Here is a 16,911-nt window from a genome sequence, read left to right on the forward strand (position 1 = left end):
AAGGCTGAAGCAAAAAATATCGGCCAGGAGCTTCCATCAGGTCATTGATTATGTAAAGGATTCCTCCTGTGAAATACGCTATCCCGGCCCTCGCGCTGGCTATCTCTGCGGTCTTAAGCGGCTGCGCCGCTACCCATACCCCTCCCGTTGCTCAACCGGCTGTCGAAAGCGCCGCCGCTGCTACCGTGGCGCAGCCGCTGAAGCGCGAGCTGGCCGAAGGCCTCTATGAAATGGCGCTGAGCCCGAAAGGCGATGCGCTGTACGTTGCCAGCGCCGAAGGTTTTAAAGACGTGCAGGGCGGGGCGGTCTATAAGCTCGACCCGAAAACCCTGAAGACCATCGGCCTGAGCTACACCGACCTGAAAAACTTTGCCGTCCAGATAACGCCGGATGGCGCAACGCTGTTCGTCACCAACTCGCTTGACGGCGGCATCAGCGCCATTGACACCGCCACCGGCAAAGTCAAAAAGCGCCTGCTGTTTAGCGAGCGCAACGAGAAGGGGCTGCCGTACGGCGCGCGCCAGATCCTGCTGCTGAACGATACCCTCTACGTGGGGGCGGTTGCCGACCCGGCGCAAATCTGGGTGGTTGATGCCAATACGCTGAAGCTGAAAGCGCGGATTAAAAATACCGGCAAATGGATGACCGGCCTGCACTATTCCGCGCAAACCGGGCGTCTGTATGCGGCCAACGGCGGCGGGGAAATCCTCGTGATCAACCCGCGCAATAACCGTATTGAACAGCGCTGGAAGCCGCTGGGCGACAAGCCGGCGCTGCTGCTGAATATCGCCGAAGATAGCGAGACCGGCCGCCTGTTCGTCACCGATAACTCAAAAGCGAAAACCACCCTGGTGCTGGATATTCACAGCGGCAAAGTGATTAAGCAGCTCGACGTGGGCGATTCTCTGGCGGTGCTGTTCAACCCGAAACGCAACGAGATTTATATCTCCCAGCGCGAGTCCGGCAAGGTCATCAGCCTCGACGGCACCAGCTACGCGCAGAAGCGTCAGTGGGATATCCCGGCCAACCCCAACAGCCTGCTGCTCTCTGCCGATGGTCAGACGCTGTTTGTGACCGTCAAGCAGCCGTTTAATAAAGATCATTCGACCAAAGGCCCGGACAGCGTTGCCCGCATCGACCTGACGAGTAAATAAATAAAATTGGCCCGGCAGCGGGCCCTTTGTTTCACTTCTTTTTCTCCTCCAGGGACACATTATGCACGTCACTCATACTTCATCCTTTCCGCTACGTAAAACGCTGCTGGCGTTAACGATTGGCGCCATAGCCCAGGGCGCTGCGGCGGCGGACGACGCCAGCGCCGGCAAAAAAAACGAAGAGGTTATGGTCGTCCAGGCGAGCGAAGGCGGCGACTTTAAAGCCGGCGGCGACCTGGTGGTTCCGGCCTTCCTCGACGGGCAGATTGCCCACGGCGGCCGACTGGGCATGCTCGGCGAACAAAAGGCGATGGACGTCCCCTTTAACGTCATCGGCTACACCGCAAAGCTGATTCAGGACCAGCAGGCGCACACCATTGCCGACGTGGTCGGCAACGATGCGGGGATCCAGATGGTGCAGGGCTACGGCAACTTTGCCGAAACCTACCGCATTCGCGGCTTTAAGCTCGACGGCGACGACATGACCATGGGCGGCCTCGCCGGCGTGGTGCCGCGTCAGGTGATGGATACCCAGATGCTGGAGCGGGTGGAGATCTTTAAGGGCGCCAACGGCCTGCTCAACGGCGCAGCCAGCAGCGGCGTCGGCGGGATGATCAACCTTGAACCGAAGCGGGCTGAGGATATTCCCACCGCTCGGGTGGGCGTCGACTATACCTCCGATTCTCAGATCGGCGGCAGCCTCGACCTCGGCCGTCGTTTTGGCGACGACAACCAGTTCGGCGCGCGCGTCAACCTGGTGCATCGCGAAGGTGAGTCGGCGGTGGAAAACGACCGCCGCCGCACGACGCTGGCCTCCCTGGGGCTGGACTACCGCAGCGACCGCTTCCGTTCATCGCTCGACTTTGGCTACCAGAAAAAAACCTTCCACGGCGGCGAGATGGGGGTGAACGTCAGCGGCGTCGACTTCGTGCCCGCGGTGCCGGATAACCGCAAAAACTATGGCCAGAAGTGGGGCTACAGCGATATCGAAAACGAATTCGGGATGGCGAAGGCGGAGTACGATCTCAGCAACAGCTGGACGCTGTACGGCGCCCTCGGCGGCCAGCACGCGCACGAGACCGGCACCTACAGCACGGCGAAGCTGCTGAATAAAAACGGCGACGCCACCGCCGGGCGTCTGGATACCAACCGGATTATCGACGCCTTCAGCGGCATGGGCGGCGTGCGCGGCAATTTCAACACCGGCGCAATTTCCCATCAGGTCAACGTCGGCTACTCGGCGCAGATCAAGCGCGATAAAACCGCGTGGCGGATGTCGACGAAAAACCCGACCACCAATATTTATGACGGCCACGACGTGCCGATGCCGGATAACACCCTGTTTGGCGGCAACTACTTCGACCCGCTGACCACCTCGCGCAGCCGCACTCAGGGCTGGCTGCTGAGCGATACGCTGGGCTTCTTCAACGACAAGGTGCTGCTGACCGCCGCCGCCCGTCATCAGAAGGTGGTGGTGCGTAACTACAGCAATAAAACCGGCGTGGAGGACCCCGCTTCGCTCTATACCCAAAGCCGCTGGACGCCGACCGTGGGCCTCGTCTACAAGCCGTGGGAAACGCTGTCGCTGTACGCCAACCACACCGAAGCGCTGCAGCCGGGCAGCGTGGCGCCGAATACCGCCGCTAACGCCGGGCAGAGCACCGGGATCGCGCACTCGAAGCAGGATGAAGTGGGCGTGAAGGTTGACTACGGTACCGTCGGCGGGTCGCTGGCGCTGTTTCAAATCAAAAAGCCGAACGCGATTTCCGATGCTAACGGCTACTACGGGCTGGACGGCGAGCAGCGCAACCGCGGCGCCGAGTTGAACGTCTTTGGCGAGCCGATGCTGGGGCTGCGCCTCAACGGCAGCACGCAGTGGCTCGATCCCGAGCAGACCAAAACGGCTAAGGGCGTCAACGACGGAAAAGACGCGGTTGGCGTGGCGCGCTTCTATGCGGTGCTGGGGGCCGAGTATGATATCAAGCCGGTCGAGGGCCTGACGGCCACCGCTCGCGTGAACCACACCGGTTCGCAGTACGCCGATGCGGCGAATACGAAGAAGCTCGACAGCTATACCACCCTCGATCTGGGCGTTCGCTACCGTATGCGCCTCAACGCCGATCGCAATGAAATGGTCTGGCGCGCGGGCGTCACTAACGTCACCAACGAGAAGTACTGGTCCGGCGTCGATGATTCCGGCACCTACCTGTCGGTGGGCGATCCGCGTACCCTTCGCGTATCGATGAGCTACGATTTCTAAGGCCAAAGCGCGGGGGCGGGCCCGGACGGCTCGCCCCTCGTTGCCGGCAACAAACGCATCTGCGGCTTGAAGTCGGACGAGCATAAGTGTAAAAGGTGCCCCTTCACTAAAAATGACAGGGGATCGACGTGAAAGACGCGTCAACGCAGTCGGATACCGTAGAACACGGCGGCCCGACGCTTCATCGCGGTTTACAGAACCGACATATCCAGCTCATCGCCCTCGGCGGCGCAATCGGCACCGGCCTGTTTCTCGGCATTGGCCCGGCTATTCAAATGGCGGGACCGGCGGTCCTGATTGGCTACGCCATCGCCGGGATTATCGCCTTTCTGATCATGCGCCAGCTTGGCGAAATGGTTGTCGAAGAGCCCGTATCCGGCTCGTTTGCCCACTTTGCCTATAAATACTGGGGCCCGTTTGCCGGCTTTCTTTCCGGCTGGAACTACTGGGTAATGTTCGTGCTGGTGGGCATGGCGGAGCTGACCGCCGCCGGCATCTACATGCAGTACTGGCTGCCGGACGTGCCGACCTGGGTGTGGGCCGCGGTCTTCTTTATTATCATCAACGCCGTTAACCTCGTGAACGTGCGCCTGTACGGCGAGGCGGAGTTCTGGTTCGCGCTGATTAAGGTACTGGCAATTGTCGGGATGATCGGCTTCGGCCTGTGGATGCTGTTCGGCGGCCACGGCGGCAGCAAGGCGGGATTCGATAACCTGTGGCGTCACGGCGGCTTTCTGGCCACCGGCTGGCATGGCCTGGTGATGTCGCTGGCGGTGATTATGTTCTCCTTTGGCGGCCTGGAGCTTATCGGCATCACCGCCGCGGAAGCGCAGAATCCTGAAAAGAGCATCCCGAAAGCGGTGAACCAGGTGGTCTACCGTATCCTGCTGTTCTATATCGGTTCGCTGGTGGTGCTGCTGGCGCTCTATCCGTGGGTGGACGTTAAATCTGACAGCAGCCCGTTCGTGATGATTTTTCATAATCTCGACAGCAACGTGGTGGCTTCTGCGCTTAACTTCGTCATCCTGGTGGCCTCGCTGTCGGTTTACAATAGCGGCGTGTATTCCAACAGCCGGATGCTGTTCGGCCTGTCGGTGCAGGGCAACGCACCGAAGTTTCTCGCCCGGGTCAGCAAGCGCGGCGTGCCGGTCAACTCGCTGATCCTCTCCGGGGTGATTACCTCCCTGGTGGTGCTGCTCAACTACCTGCTGCCGCAAAAGGCGCTAGGCCTGCTGATGGCGCTGGTGGTGGCGACGCTGCTGCTGAACTGGATAATGATCTGCATGGCGCATCTGAAATTCCGCGCCGCGCAGCGTCGTAAGGGACGCGAGTCGAAGTTCAAAGCGCTGCTGGCGCCTGGCGGAAACTATCTCTGCATCGCCTTCCTGGGGCTGATTCTGGTGCTGATGTGCACGATCGACGGAATGCGCCTGTCGGCCGTTCTGCTGCCGGTGTGGATCCTGTTCCTGTTTGTGGTCTTCAAGCTGCTGCGCCGTCCGGCGTAACGCCCGCGGCTCCGTCGTCCGACGGAGCCGTAATTCTTTATTGTGATCTTCTTCGCGCTTAGCGCATTTGCTTAAGGATCTTCTTTTTGTAATCGATTACTTTGTCCATCGAGATGCTTTGTAATCGATTACTTTTTGAGGGCGGTCAAAATGGTATCAACAGCTGAAGGTCGTGAAAGTGTTCGCGTGCAGCACCGGTTTCTGGTGCCGCGCCTGTCGTTAATGATGTTTATGCAGTTCTTTATCTGGGGGAGCTGGTCGGTCACCCTCGGCCTGGTGATGACGCGCTACGATATGGCGCTGCTGATCGGCGACGCGTTCTCCGCCGGGCCGATTGCCTCCATTTTATCGCCGTTTGTGCTGGGGATGCTGGTCGATCGCTTCTTCCCGTCGCAGAAGGTGATGGCGGTGATGCACCTGGCGGGGGCGGCGATTCTGTGGTTTGTCCCGCAGGCGCTGGTCGCGCAAAACGGCGCGCTGCTGATCGGCCTGCTGTTTGGCTATACGCTGTGCTATATGCCGACGCTGGCGCTGACCAATAATATCGCTTTCCATAGCCTGGCGAACGTCGATAAAACCTTTCCGGTGGTACGCGTCTTCGGCACCATCGGCTGGATTATCGCCGGGATCTGCATCGGGGTGACCGGTATTTCCAACACCACCGCCATCTTCAGCCTTGCGGCGCTGTGCTCGGTGGCGCTGGCGCTCTACAGCCTGACGCTGCCCCATACGCCGGCGCCGGCGAAGGGGATGCCGGTAAAGCTGCGCGATCTGCTCTGTGCCGACGCCTTTGCGCTGCTGAAAACGCGCCACTTCTTTATCTTCTGCCTGTGCGCCACGCTGATCTCCATTCCGCTGGGGACCTACTACGCCTACACCGCCTCATACCTGGCGGATGCCGGCGTGGCTGACGTCAGCACCGCGATGTCGTTCGGTCAGATGTCAGAAATCGTCTTTATGCTGGTGATCCCGCTGCTGTTCCGCCGCCTCGGGGTGAAATATATGCTGCTGGTGGGGATGCTGGCGTGGTTCGTCCGCTACGCCTTCTTTGCCCTCGGCGTCAGCGAAGAGGGGCGCTTCCTGCTCTATCTCGGCATTCTGCTGCACGGCGTGTGCTACGACTTTTTCTTCGTCGTCGGCTTTATCTATACCGACCGGGTGGCGGGAGAGAAGGTAAAAGGCCAGGCGCAGAGCATGATTGTAATGTTTACCTACGGCATCGGCATGCTGCTCGGTTCGCAAATCTCCGGCGCGCTGTATAACCAGCTGGTTGCCGGACAGGCCGTACCGCAGGCGTGGGTCACCTTCTGGTGGATCCCGGCGGTTGCGGCGGCGGTTATCGCACTGATTTTCCTTTTCTCTTTCCAGTATAACGAGAAAGAGCCGCGCTAATTTTTTCGGAGGTGGTGATGAGAACTATCAAGGGGCCGGGCATCTTTCTGGCGCAGTTTATCGGCACGCAGCCGTCGTTTAACACCCTCGACGGGCTGGCGGAGTGGGCCGCGGGGCTGGGCTATCGGGCGCTGCAGATCCCGTGCAACCATCCGGCTATCTTTGACCTCGAGCAGGCGGCGGCGAGCCAGACCTACTGCGACGAGGTTAAGGGACGGCTGGCGGCGCACGAGCTGGTGATTAGCGAGCTCTCTACGCACCTGGAGGGGCAGCTGGTGGCAGTACATCCGGCCTACGACGCGGCGTTTGACGGCTTTGCGCCCCCCGCGCTGCGCGGAAATCCTCAGGCGCGGCAGCGCTGGGCCTGCGAAAAGCTGCAGCAGGCGGCGATCGCCTCCGGGCGCTTAGGCCTGACGGCGCACGCGACCTTCTCCGGGGCGCTGGCGTGGCCCTATTTTTACCCCTGGCCGCCGCACAACCCGCAGCTGCTCGAGGAGGCGTTTAGCGAGCTGGCCCGCCGCTGGCGGCCGATCCTCGACGGCTTTGACCAGCAGGGAGTGGATCTGTGCTACGAAATTCATCCCGGGGAAGATCTGCACGATGGCGTGACCTTCGAGCGTTTTCTGCAGCTGGTGGATAACCATCCGCGCTGCAATATGCTCTACGACCCCAGCCATCTGCATCTGCAGCAGATGGACTACCTGGCCTACATCGACATCTATCATCAGCGGATAAAAGCCTTTCACGTTAAGGACGCGGAGTTCCGCCGCGACGGCCGCTGTGGCGTTTACGGCGGCTACCAGAACTGGCTCCAGCGGGCGGGGCGCTTCCGCTCGCCGGGGGATGGGGAGATCGATTTTAAGCGGATTTTTAGCAAGCTCACCGAGTACGGCTATGCCGGTTGGGCGGTGCTGGAGTGGGAGTGCTGCCTGAAAGAGGCTGAGGCCGGCGCCCGCGAGGGCAGCGAATTTATCCGCCGCCATATCATTCCGGCCTCCGGGCGCGCGTTTGACGATTTTGCCGCCGGAAGCGAGGTGCAGGGATGATTCAGGTCGGCATTATTGGCAGCGGGTTTATCGGCCCGGCGCATATTGAGGCGCTGCGCCGGGTGGGCGATATAGAGGTGGTGGCGCTGGGCGACCATAGCCTGGCGCAGGCGGAGCAAAAGGCCCGGCAGCTGAACGTAGCCCATGCCTACGGTAGCGTCGAAGGCCTGCTGGCGCATCCGGGCCTGCAGGTGGTGCACAACTGCACGCCGAACCATCTGCATGCCGGGATTAATCGCCAGATCCTGCGCGCCGGGCTGCACGTCTTCTCGGAAAAGCCGCTGTGCATGCGCCCGGAGGAGGCGCGCGAGCTGGTGGCGCTGGCGGAAAAGGCCGGGGTGGTGCACGGCGTGAGCTTTGTCTACCGCCAGTTTGCGATGGTCCAGCAGGCGGCCAGCATGATCCGTGAGGGGCTGGTCGGGCGGCTGTTTTCGGCGCACGGCAGCTATTTACAGGACTGGATGCTGCTGCAAACCGATTACAACTGGCGGGTGGAGTCAGAGCTGGGCGGGGCGTCGCGGGCGATGGCGGATATCGGCTCGCACTGGTGCGATACGGTGCAGTTTATGACCGGACGCCGCATCACCGAGGTCATGGCCGACCTCTCGACGGTGTGGCCGACCCGCCGGGCGGCTTTGCAGGGCGATGCCACCTTCAGCCAGCAGGGCGACGGCCGGGGCCACGAGGAGCGGGCGGTGGATACCGAAGATCGGGGATCGGTGCTGGTGCGCTTTGATGACGGCAGCAAAGGCTGCTTCAGCGTCTCGCAGGTGAGCGCCGGCAGGAAGAATCAGCTGACGGTTGAAATCAGCGGCAGCGCCTGCGCCCTGGCGTGGGATCAGGAGATCCCCCAGCGGCTATGGGTCGGCCAGCGCGGGCAGCCAAACCAGATCCTAAGCGATGACCCGGCCTTGATGCAGCGGGACGTTGCCGGCAGCGCGCACTTCCCCGCCGGTCATATCGAAGGCTGGCCCGACGCCTTCAAAAACATGATGCTGAGCTTCTACCAGGCGGTGCGCGCCGGGGCAATGCCGGATGCGCGCTCCCGGCGGTTCGCATCGTTTTATGAAGGGGCGGACGTGATGTATATCGTTGAGGCTATTTTGCGCAGCCATCAGCAGCAGCGCTGGGTTAGCGTAGAGCGGTAGCGAGGGAGATGCGCCACCTCGGGTGGCGCATGGCCTGGCTATTTCACGCCGAGATAACCATCGAGATAGGCGCCGGAGAGCTCGCGGCCAAACAGCTGGGCGTCTTTATCCTCCATCGATGAGGTCCACTTATCGTCCGCCTTACCGTCAAAAGAGTGCTCGGTCTTCGTCCCCTGGCTGGCCTGCTGCTTAATCTGCTCGGCCCGGCTTCTGGCATCGCTTTCACTCATTCCCGCCGCGCGATCCTCTTTGCCGAGCTGATAGATTTTGCTGAACGTCGGCAGGTTTAAGCGGTAATTATCCTGGACATTGACGGCAAAGTTGCCGCCGACAAAATCGGAGCGGTGGGAGACAAAGTAGTAGGCGTGGCGTTCGGGCGAAGGCTTTGAGGCGCTGCAGCCGGAAAGAAGGGCCGCCGCGCAGCCGAGAGCGATAATCGTTGATTTTAATTTCATTGGTAACATCATCCCTAATTATGAGTTTGTTAACTTATTGAAAATATAATAATTATCTATTTATCGAAGGCGCAGCTAACGCACCGCTGGCATCTTCTTTGAGCCCTATTTTGCATAAAAAAAAGACAGCGTAAACGCCAGAAGATAAGAGCCCTGATAATTGATAGTTTTCGCCGCGGCCGGCCCGGCGAAGGATTTTACGGCCCGGGCGGGCCATCACGCCGCTCCCGACGACGCTGGATGCCTGCGGCACGCTCATTTATGATAGCCTGCGTCATATTACGCTTATCGCAGGAAGTGCAGCCCCTATGTCAATTCAGAAAATTGCTCGTCTGGCGGGCGTCTCGGTGGCGACGGTATCGCGCGTGCTCAACAACAGCGAGACCGTTAAAGCGAAAAACCGCGAGCGCGTGCTGCAGGCAATTGAGGAAAGCAACTATCAGCCCAATCTGCTGGCCCGCCAGCTGCGCACCGCCCGCAGCTACATGATCCTGGTGATGGTCTCAAATATCGCCAATCCCTTTTGCGCCGAGGTGGTGAAGGGGATAGAAGAGGAGGCCGAAAAGCACGGGTATCGTATTTTGCTCTGCCACTCCGGCTCCGATTTGGCGCGCTCGACCTCCGGGCTGCAGCTGCTTTCCGGGAAAATGGTCGATGGCGTGATTACGATGAACGCGCTCGCCAGCCTGCCGGAGCTGACCACGCTTATCGGCGACGCGCCCTGGGTGCAGTGCGCCGAGTACGCCGACGCCGGCAATATCTCCTGCGTGGGGATCAACGATCTTGACGCGGCGCAGGGGGCGGTGCTGCGCCTGGCGCAGGGCGGTCGCCAGCGAATCGCCCTGATTAACCACGACCTGAGCTATCGCTACGCCCGCCTGCGCGAGCGCGGCTATAAAAGCGTGCTGCACGTGCGGGATCTCAGCTATCAGCAGGTGGCCTACGCCAGCGATCTCAGCGCGGCGGCCGGAAAGGCGGCGATGGAAAGCCTGCTGGCGGCGAAAGAGCGGCCTGATGCGGTTTTTGCGGTGGCGGATTCGCTGGCCGCCGGCGCGCTGCGGGCCATTGCCCAGGCCGGACTGCGGGTGCCGGAAGATATCGCGGTGATCGGCTTTGACGGCACCGAGCTGGCGGAGATGGTCTCGCCCCAGCTGACCACCGTTGAGCAGCCGTCGCGCGATATTGGCCGCACGGCGGTGACCCTGCTGCTGAAGAAAATCGATAACCCGACGGCGGAAGCCGAGCGGGTGATGATGGACTGGCGCGTGATTACCCGCGCCAGTACCTGAGGTCAGGCGCCGATATGCCCGGCCAGCGAACGAATGTCGTTGCCGGTAGGCGACTGATGAATGCGCAGGCCAAACTCGTCGACCACGGCGAAGATGTGATCGAAAATATCGGCCTGAATGCTCTCATACTCCGCCCACACCACGGTGCTGGTGAAGCAGTAGATCTCAATCGGCAGGCCGTTGGCGTCCGGGGCCAGCTGGCGCACCATCATCGTCATATCTTTACGCAGCCGCGGATGGTTGCGTAGATACTCCTGCAAATAGGCGCGGAAGGTGCCGATATTGGTCATCTTGCGCAGGTTCAGCACCGAGAGATCGGCGGCGTTTTGCTGATTCCACAGGCTGATTTCCTCATGCCGCGAGTCCATATAGGGTTTCAGCAGCTTCGCCTGTACTAAACGCTGCTGCTCCTGCTCATCGAGAAAATGGATGCTGGTGGTGTCAATATTCAGGCTGCGCTTAATTCGACGGCCGCCGGAGGCCGACATGCCGCTCCAGTTCTTAAAGGAGTCAGAAACCAGCGACCAGGTCGGCACGGTAGTGATGGTGTTATCCCAGTTGCGGACTTTGACCGTCGTCAGGCCGATATCGATAACCGCGCCGTCGGCGCCGTATTTCGGCATCTCCAGCCAGTCACCGAGCTTGAGCATGTCGTTGGCGGAGAGCTGGATACCGGCCACCAGGCCGAGAATCGGGTCCTTAAACACCAGCATCAGGACCGCGGCCATGGCGCCAAGGCCGCTAATCAGAATGGCCGGCGACTGGCCAATCAGCAGCGAAATCACCAGAATTCCGATGATAATAGCGCTGACCAGCTTTACGCCCTGGAATATGCCCTTCAGCGGCAGCTGCGACGCGGTGGCGAATTTTTGCGAGAGGTTGAACACCACGTCCAGCAGCGAGAAGAAGGACAGCAGGGCATATATCATTACCCACAGCTGAGCGCAGGTGGTTAATATGTCGGCGGCTTCACTGCCTTTTTGCAGCCAGAGAACCGCCTGCACGTTGACGATAATACCCTGAAGGGTAAAGGCCAGCCGATGAAACAGCTTGTTCTGGGTAATGATCTGCAGCCACAGGTGGCTGCTGGCCTGCGCGCGCTTTTCGAAGGTCCGCAGTACCACCTTGTGCAATATTAAATGGACAACAATGGCAGTCAGAAAAATAATGCCGAAGATAATAATGAGCGAGGTCGTCGGGGTAATTTTGATGCCGGCTGCGGCGATTTGCGATATTAATTCCTGCATAACGTCTCCTTTACATCCAGCGGTTATGATGACCGCTGGATGCCTATTATGCAAATCTCCGGCTGCGCGCCGATGAATTATGAGGCGACGACCAGCGGGCGAATATTCAGATGATGGCGCAGGCGCAGGGCGATGGCGCCGAGCAGCAGCATCATCACCACCTCAACCGCCAGAAAGTCGATCAGCGCCAGCGCGTAGTCGCCGCCGCTGCGCCGGGCGAGGGCTAAAAAGAGCGAACCGAGCAGCGCCGGGCCCAACCCCAGCGAGGCCTGCTGCAGGGTGCTGAGGATCGCGCTGCCGGCTCCGGCGTCGCTGGCGCTAATGTCGCGCATCCCGATACGGTAAAAGCTATTGACGATCAGCGCCTGGCCGTAGCCGACCAGCGCGGTGGAAGGCACCAGCGCCAGGGCCGAGGTGCGGGTGGCGAAATGATAAAAGGTCGCCATCAGCAGCAGCAGGCCGATAATCTGTACCGTCAGGCCGATCAGCAAAATGCGGCCCATGCTGTAGCGGGCAATCAGCTTCGGCGCGTACAGCGCGGAGACGAAATAGGCCACCCCAAGGGCGATAAAGCTGTTGCCCGACTGCCACGGCGCCATTCCCATCCCGGCCTGCATGGTCAGCGCCATGCAGAACATAAACCCGGACCAGGCGCTGAAAAACAGCAGGGCGGTCGCCATGCCGAAGCGAATGCTGGTGAGCCTGAGCAGGCGCGGAGGCAGCAGCGGCTGCTCGCCGCGACGCTGTTTGCGCAGCGCGCTCGCGCGCATCCATACCAGCAGCGGCAGCACCGCCACCAGCATCAGCTGCAGCGTCCACGGCCAGTGCAGCTCCGGCCCCAGCGCCATCGGGAACAGCAGGCAGCAGAGGATCAGCGCCAGGCTGAAGGTGCCCTGCCAGTCGATTGTCGAGTGGCCTTCGCGCCGGGTTTCCGGCACGTAGCGCTGGCTAAAGGCCAGCACCAGCAGGCAGATCGGCACGTTGATAAAGAACGCGTTGCGCCAGCCCAGCCCGGCAATATCCGCCGAGACCAGCCAGCCGCCACCCATCTGGCCGACGATAAACGCAATCCCGCCGATGCCGCCGTAGAGGCTGATGGCGCGCGCGTGGGCGCTGCCCTTGAGGGTGACGTGCAGGGTGGCGAGGATCTGCGGGACGATCAGCGCCGCCCCGGCGCCCTGCAGGGTACGCGCCGCCAGCAGCTCGCCGATGGAGCTGGCCATCCCGCAGAGCAGAGAAGCGACGCCGAACAGCGTCACGCCCCACATAAACAGGCGCCGGCGACCGTAGTTATCGCCGAGCTTGCTGCCCATCGCCAGGCACACCGCAAAGGCGACGCCGTAGAGCGCGACGATCAGCTCCAGCTGGGTGGCGCTGGCGTCCAGCGAGCGGGTGATGGAATCCAGCGCGACGTTGGTGATTGAGGTATCGATCAGCGGCAGCATCTGACCGGTTAACAGCAGGAATAAACCGGCGCGGCCGGGTGAAACAGCAGACGAATTCATTGGATCTCTCCATTGCGTCATTCAGCGGATGGTCGTAGCATCAACGATAAATTAAACGGGTACCAGTTCCTGCTTATACTGGTATTGACACTACCATGCTGGAGGTCATATGACCGTAATGCCGCAACGCGCGCCGCTGCCGGTCGCGCCCGACGACAGCCGTAAGCAGCTGGGCGCCTTTCTGCGCGCCCGCCGCGAGAGCCTCGATCCGCAGCGTCTCGGCCTGCCGCGCGTCGGGAGGCGGCGAACGCCCGGCCTGCGCCGCGAAGAGGTGGCGATGCTCGCCGACGTCGGCGTCACCTGGTACACCTGGCTGGAGCAGGGGCGGGACGTTAATCCCTCGGAATCGGTGCTGGCCGCGGTGGCGAATGCGCTGCAGTGCAGCCCGCTGGAGACCCGGCACCTGTTTGTGCTGGCGGGAGTGACGCCGCCGGAAGCCGCCCAGGTGCCGGTATGCGAAGGGATCAGCCCCGGCACCCGGCGGATGCTCGACAGCCTGATGCCGCAGCCGGCCAGTATCCAGAAGCCGAACTTCGATATCGTGGCGTGGAACGAGAGCTTCTGCCGCCTGATGGGCCTCGATTTTGCGAGCCTCCCGGAAGAGGACCGCAACTGTATCTACCTGTATCTGACCAACGAAACCTGGCGCAGCCGGATTGAAAACCGCGACGTGCTGGCGACCTTTGTCTCCTATTTCCGCGCGGCGATGGCCGAGCATCGGGGCGATCCGCTGTGGGAAAATAAGCTGGCGCGATTTTTCGCCGCCTCGGCGGAGTTTGAGGCGCTCTGGCACCAGCGCTACGAGGTCCGCGGCGTGGAGAATCAGGTGAAGAACTTCAACCATCCGCAGCTGGGTCGCTTTAGCCTGCAGCAGATGTACTGGTACTCGGCGCCGCGCAACGGCTCGCGGCTGCTGGTCTATCTGCCGATGGATGAGGCCGGCGAGCGGGCGCTGGCGTGGCTGGATAATCAGGGCTGAGAGGGCTTCGCCTGCCGCCGCTCCGTGCCGGCAGGCCGCGGCGCACTTTCCGTGTCATACTTACGCGATATTGCCGTAGGGATATGACTATCAATGAAAGTGACGCGCAGACAGGAAAAGATTATTCGCGCGGCCGTGAGCCGCTGGCGGGAAGATAACGTTATCGACGAGCGGATGCAGCAGCATTTAAACGCGCATCTAGTTCGTTCCCCCTTCGACTGGCAGCGCCTGAGCCGCTACGCCTTCTGGACGGCGCTGGCCTGCCTGCTCATTGCGTTGGGCAGCCTGTTCGCCGATAGCGACGCGATCGCCTGGCTGGTGGGCCTGTTTAGCGACTCGGCGCTGGCGCGTATTGCCCTGCCGGCGGTGATTGCCCTGGCGTGTTATGCCTGGGGCTTTCGCCGCCAGCGGCGAGAAGCGCAGTGGCACTACAGCACCGAGGCGATTCTCTTTACCGGCGTTGTGTTTACCGCGGTGGCGCTCTGGCAGCTCGGCGTACGGCTGGATGACGGCAGCGGCCATATCGCCCCGCTGTTCCTCGTCGGCTGTGCGATTTACGGCGCCATTGGCTACGCCGGCCGCTCCGGGCTGGTATGGCTATTTTTTCTGCTGGCGCTCGGCAACTGGTTCGGGGCGGAAACCGGCTATGTATCAGGGTGGGGCGCCTACTGGCTGGGGATGAGCTACCCGATTCGCTTCGTGCTGTTTGGCGGCGCGCTGCTGGCGCTCTGTTTTGCGCTGCAAAAGCGGCTGCGCCAGCGGCGGCTGTTTAGCGTCAGCAAGGCGACGGGCCTGACCTATCTGTTTATTGCGCTATGGATTTTGTCGATTTTTGGCAACCACGATCTGGATAGCTGGTACGGCCTTTCGCCGACGCAGCTGCTGCCGTGGGCGCTGCTGTTTGGCGTGGCGGCGGCTCTCTGTATCGCTATTAGCCTGAAAACCGATGACGGCATGCTGCGGGGGTTTGGCCTGACGTTCCTCGCCATAAATCTCTATACCCGCTTTTTCGAGTATTTCTGGGGGAGCATGCATAAGGTGGTGTTCTTCCTGATTCTGGCGGCGTCGCTGGCCGTGCTCGGCCGCTACGCGGAAAGAATCTGGCACGCCGGCGAGCGGCGTGCCGGGGGCGATTAAATCTCGGTAATGGTGGTCGCCTGCGGCAGGCGTGATTTTGGCAGCGCGGCGTTGAAATCTTCGACGCTATGATGGCCAACCGGCACCACCACCAGGCTGGTATAGCCCTGCGCCTTGAGGTCGAACTCAGCGTCCAGAATGGCGAAATCGACGCCTTCAATCGGCACCGCATCAAGGCCCATCGCGGCCACGCCGAGCAGGAAGTTGCCGACGTTCAGATAGACCTGTTTTGCCATCCAGTGGTTCGCGTCGTTAAGATCTTTGCGGTGCATATCGGCGAAGAAGGTGCGGCCCTTGTGGTTACCCGCTTTGGCTTCCGGCGTCGCGAAGCGGCCGTCGGCCTCCTCCTGGTCGACCACGCGCTCCAGCCAGGCATCGTCCAGCTCGGTTTTGGCGCAGAAAACAACCACGTGGGATGCATCGAGGATTTTACGTTCGTTGAACACGTAGGTGCCGCTGGCCGCTTTAGCCACCCGCGCTTTGCCTTCGTCGGTGCTGGCAACGATAAAGTGCCACGGCTGGGAGTTGGTGCTCGACGGGCTGAACTGCAGCAGCGTTTTCAGGTTTTCCGCCTGGTCTGCGGTCAACTTCTTGCTGGCATCAAATGCCTTGGTGGAGTGGCGCTTTAGGGCGACGGCAACGATATCCATAACTCTTCCTCAGGTTTAATCTCAAGATAATTTGAGTTTACAGCCCCTTACGGAGCATTCAGTGAAGGAAGAGTACAGCGATGCCGGGGAAATGATAAGAGACAAAAATGCGATAACACTTATCGCGCTGCGCTGAAAATCATTCAGGGCGCAGCCGTTGCTGGACCTTTTTCGGCAGTTTGTTCACCACCTGGTTCCACGAATCGTCAATTAGCTCTGCCAGCAGATCTTCGCTGATATCGGCGCCGGGAACCACGGTAATCCAGTGCTTCTTGTTCATGTGGTAGCCCGGCTCAATGCTGCGATAAATCTCCTGATTCAGCAGCGATTTTTGCGGCTCGGCCTTGAGGTTCACCAGCGCCCGGCCGCGAACGTGGGTGGTCAGCATAAAAATGCGTCCGCCTACTTTGAACACGTCGTACTCCGGGCCGAACGGCCAGCAGTGCTCGGTAAACGGGTAGGTCAGCGCGATTCGCCGGGCGCTGTCGTGCAGTGAATCGGGAGTCATCAGGCGGCATCCTCATGCAGCGCCTGCCACATGGCCTCAAACCCGAGTGCGATCAGCTCCCTGGCGCGCTGCGGGTCGTGGCTGGCAAATTCGATGGTCGTTTCCGCCAGCGACAGAAACAGCGCGTCGCAGAAGGCGCGATAGGCGTCGCTCTGGAAGATAGCCTTGATCGACAGCTGGCACATCTCGTTGAGCTCGGGGAACATCTCTTTAACGCGGGTGCGCGTTTCGTCGGTGATCCTTTCGCTAAGCGCCATCCGGCGGATGGCCTTGTTCTCCATCGGGTGGCGAATACCCCAGTCGATATAGCCGTTCCAGATGTTGCGCGCGTTCTCTTTTGGCCGCTTCTCGTTCGGCGTCAGCCCGGCCACCATCGAGGCAACCAGACCGGTTTTGATAGAGAGGTACAGCTCGTTGAGCAGATCGTCCTTGGTGGCGAAATAGCGGAACAGCGTCCCCTCGGCAACCCCCGCGCTGCGGGCTATGGCCGACGTTGAGGCGGCAATACCTGACTGGGCGAAGGCGGCGGTTGCGGCCTCCAGTAACGCCTGCTTTTTATCTTCACTCTTAGGACGAGCCACTGCGCTTTACCTCACACGTAATTAAACCCGGATCTAAGCATGCCTGGTGATGGCA

General features: G+C 60.9%; 15 protein-coding genes. 9 read left to right on the plus strand and 6 right to left on the minus strand.

The genetic code is table 11. The features are described from left to right. The first annotated feature begins 68 nt into the window (after positions 1-68). From EDF75_RS01560 to EDF75_RS01585, 6 genes are all read left to right on the plus strand, one after another. Positions 69-1,154 carry a YncE family protein gene (locus EDF75_RS01560; RefSeq protein ID WP_133596654.1) on the plus strand — a complete coding sequence of 362 codons (1,086 nt, stop codon included), beginning with the start codon at positions 69-71 and terminating at the stop codon, positions 1,152-1,154. 61 nt (positions 1,155-1,215) lie between these two features. Then, complete coding sequence (locus EDF75_RS01565) at positions 1,216-3,414, plus strand: TonB-dependent receptor (protein WP_133596656.1); 2,199 nt, start codon at positions 1,216-1,218, stop codon at positions 3,412-3,414. A 128-nt stretch (positions 3,415-3,542) separates the two neighbouring features. Beyond that, positions 3,543-4,919 (plus strand): phenylalanine transporter, encoded by a 1,377-nt coding sequence (gene pheP, locus EDF75_RS01570; protein WP_133596658.1) that lies wholly within the window; start codon positions 3,543-3,545, stop codon positions 4,917-4,919. A 186-nt stretch (positions 4,920-5,105) separates the two neighbouring features. Continuing rightward, positions 5,106-6,311, plus strand: a complete 1,206-nt coding sequence (locus EDF75_RS01575; protein WP_166646129.1) for an MFS transporter — start codon at positions 5,106-5,108, stop codon at positions 6,309-6,311. 17 nt (positions 6,312-6,328) lie between these two features. Further along, entirely contained in the window at positions 6,329-7,357 is a 1,029-nt protein-coding gene (locus EDF75_RS01580; RefSeq protein ID WP_133596662.1) for a sugar phosphate isomerase/epimerase family protein, read from the plus strand. Further along, positions 7,354-8,505, plus strand: a complete 1,152-nt coding sequence (locus EDF75_RS01585) for a Gfo/Idh/MocA family protein (protein ID WP_133596664.1) — start codon at positions 7,354-7,356, stop codon at positions 8,503-8,505. The genes EDF75_RS01580 and EDF75_RS01585 overlap by 4 nt, the downstream gene beginning before the upstream one ends. 38 nt (positions 8,506-8,543) lie before the next feature. Here EDF75_RS01585 and EDF75_RS01590 read toward each other — a convergent pair whose 3' ends face one another. Then, positions 8,544-8,960, minus strand: coding sequence for an Exc2 family lipoprotein (locus tag EDF75_RS01590; RefSeq protein ID WP_133596666.1), 417 nt, complete (start codon positions 8,958-8,960; stop codon positions 8,544-8,546). 308 nt (positions 8,961-9,268) lie between these two features. Between EDF75_RS01590 and EDF75_RS01595 the strand changes: the two genes are divergently transcribed. Further along, positions 9,269-10,249, plus strand: coding sequence for a LacI family DNA-binding transcriptional regulator (locus EDF75_RS01595; protein ID WP_133596668.1), 981 nt, complete (start codon positions 9,269-9,271; stop codon positions 10,247-10,249). 2 nt (positions 10,250-10,251) lie between these two features. On the opposite strand, the gene EDF75_RS01600 is transcribed toward EDF75_RS01595, so the two are convergent. Together EDF75_RS01600 and EDF75_RS01605 are read right to left on the minus strand one after the other, a co-directional pair. Next, a complete protein-coding gene (locus EDF75_RS01600; protein ID WP_133596670.1) occupies positions 10,252-11,496 on the minus strand; it encodes a mechanosensitive ion channel family protein in 1,245 nt (414 codons plus the stop codon). 77 nt (positions 11,497-11,573) lie between these two features. Beyond that, positions 11,574-13,001, minus strand: coding sequence for an MFS transporter (locus EDF75_RS01605; RefSeq protein ID WP_133596671.1), 1,428 nt, complete (start codon positions 12,999-13,001; stop codon positions 11,574-11,576). Positions 13,002-13,110: 109 nt separating this feature from the next. Between EDF75_RS01605 and EDF75_RS01610 the strand changes: the two genes are divergently transcribed. Then, positions 13,111-13,980, plus strand: a complete 870-nt coding sequence (locus EDF75_RS01610) for a helix-turn-helix transcriptional regulator (RefSeq protein WP_133596673.1) — start codon at positions 13,111-13,113, stop codon at positions 13,978-13,980. A 174-nt stretch (positions 13,981-14,154) separates the two neighbouring features. Then, on the plus strand, positions 14,155-15,117 hold the full coding sequence (locus EDF75_RS01615) for a DUF2157 domain-containing protein (RefSeq protein ID WP_463671421.1): 963 nt from the start codon (positions 14,155-14,157) through the stop codon (positions 15,115-15,117). On the opposite strand, the gene nfsB is transcribed toward EDF75_RS01615, so the two are convergent. From nfsB to EDF75_RS01630, 3 genes are all read right to left on the minus strand, one after another. After that, complete coding sequence (gene nfsB / locus EDF75_RS01620) at positions 15,114-15,767, minus strand: oxygen-insensitive NAD(P)H nitroreductase (RefSeq protein ID WP_133596677.1); 654 nt, start codon at positions 15,765-15,767, stop codon at positions 15,114-15,116. The genes EDF75_RS01615 and nfsB overlap by 4 nt on opposite strands. 139 nt (positions 15,768-15,906) lie before the next feature. Beyond that, on the minus strand, positions 15,907-16,275 hold the full coding sequence (locus tag EDF75_RS01625; protein WP_041144479.1) for an MmcQ/YjbR family DNA-binding protein: 369 nt from the start codon (positions 16,273-16,275) through the stop codon (positions 15,907-15,909). After that, positions 16,275-16,856, minus strand: a complete 582-nt coding sequence (locus tag EDF75_RS01630; RefSeq protein ID WP_133596679.1) for a TetR/AcrR family transcriptional regulator — start codon at positions 16,854-16,856, stop codon at positions 16,275-16,277. The genes EDF75_RS01625 and EDF75_RS01630 overlap by 1 nt, the downstream gene beginning before the upstream one ends. Positions 16,857-16,911: the final 55 nt, after the last annotated feature.

The sequence above is a fragment of the Klebsiella sp. BIGb0149 genome (genome assembly GCF_004362605.1).
Lineage (GTDB): Bacteria > Pseudomonadota > Gammaproteobacteria > Enterobacterales > Enterobacteriaceae > Klebsiella > Klebsiella terrigena.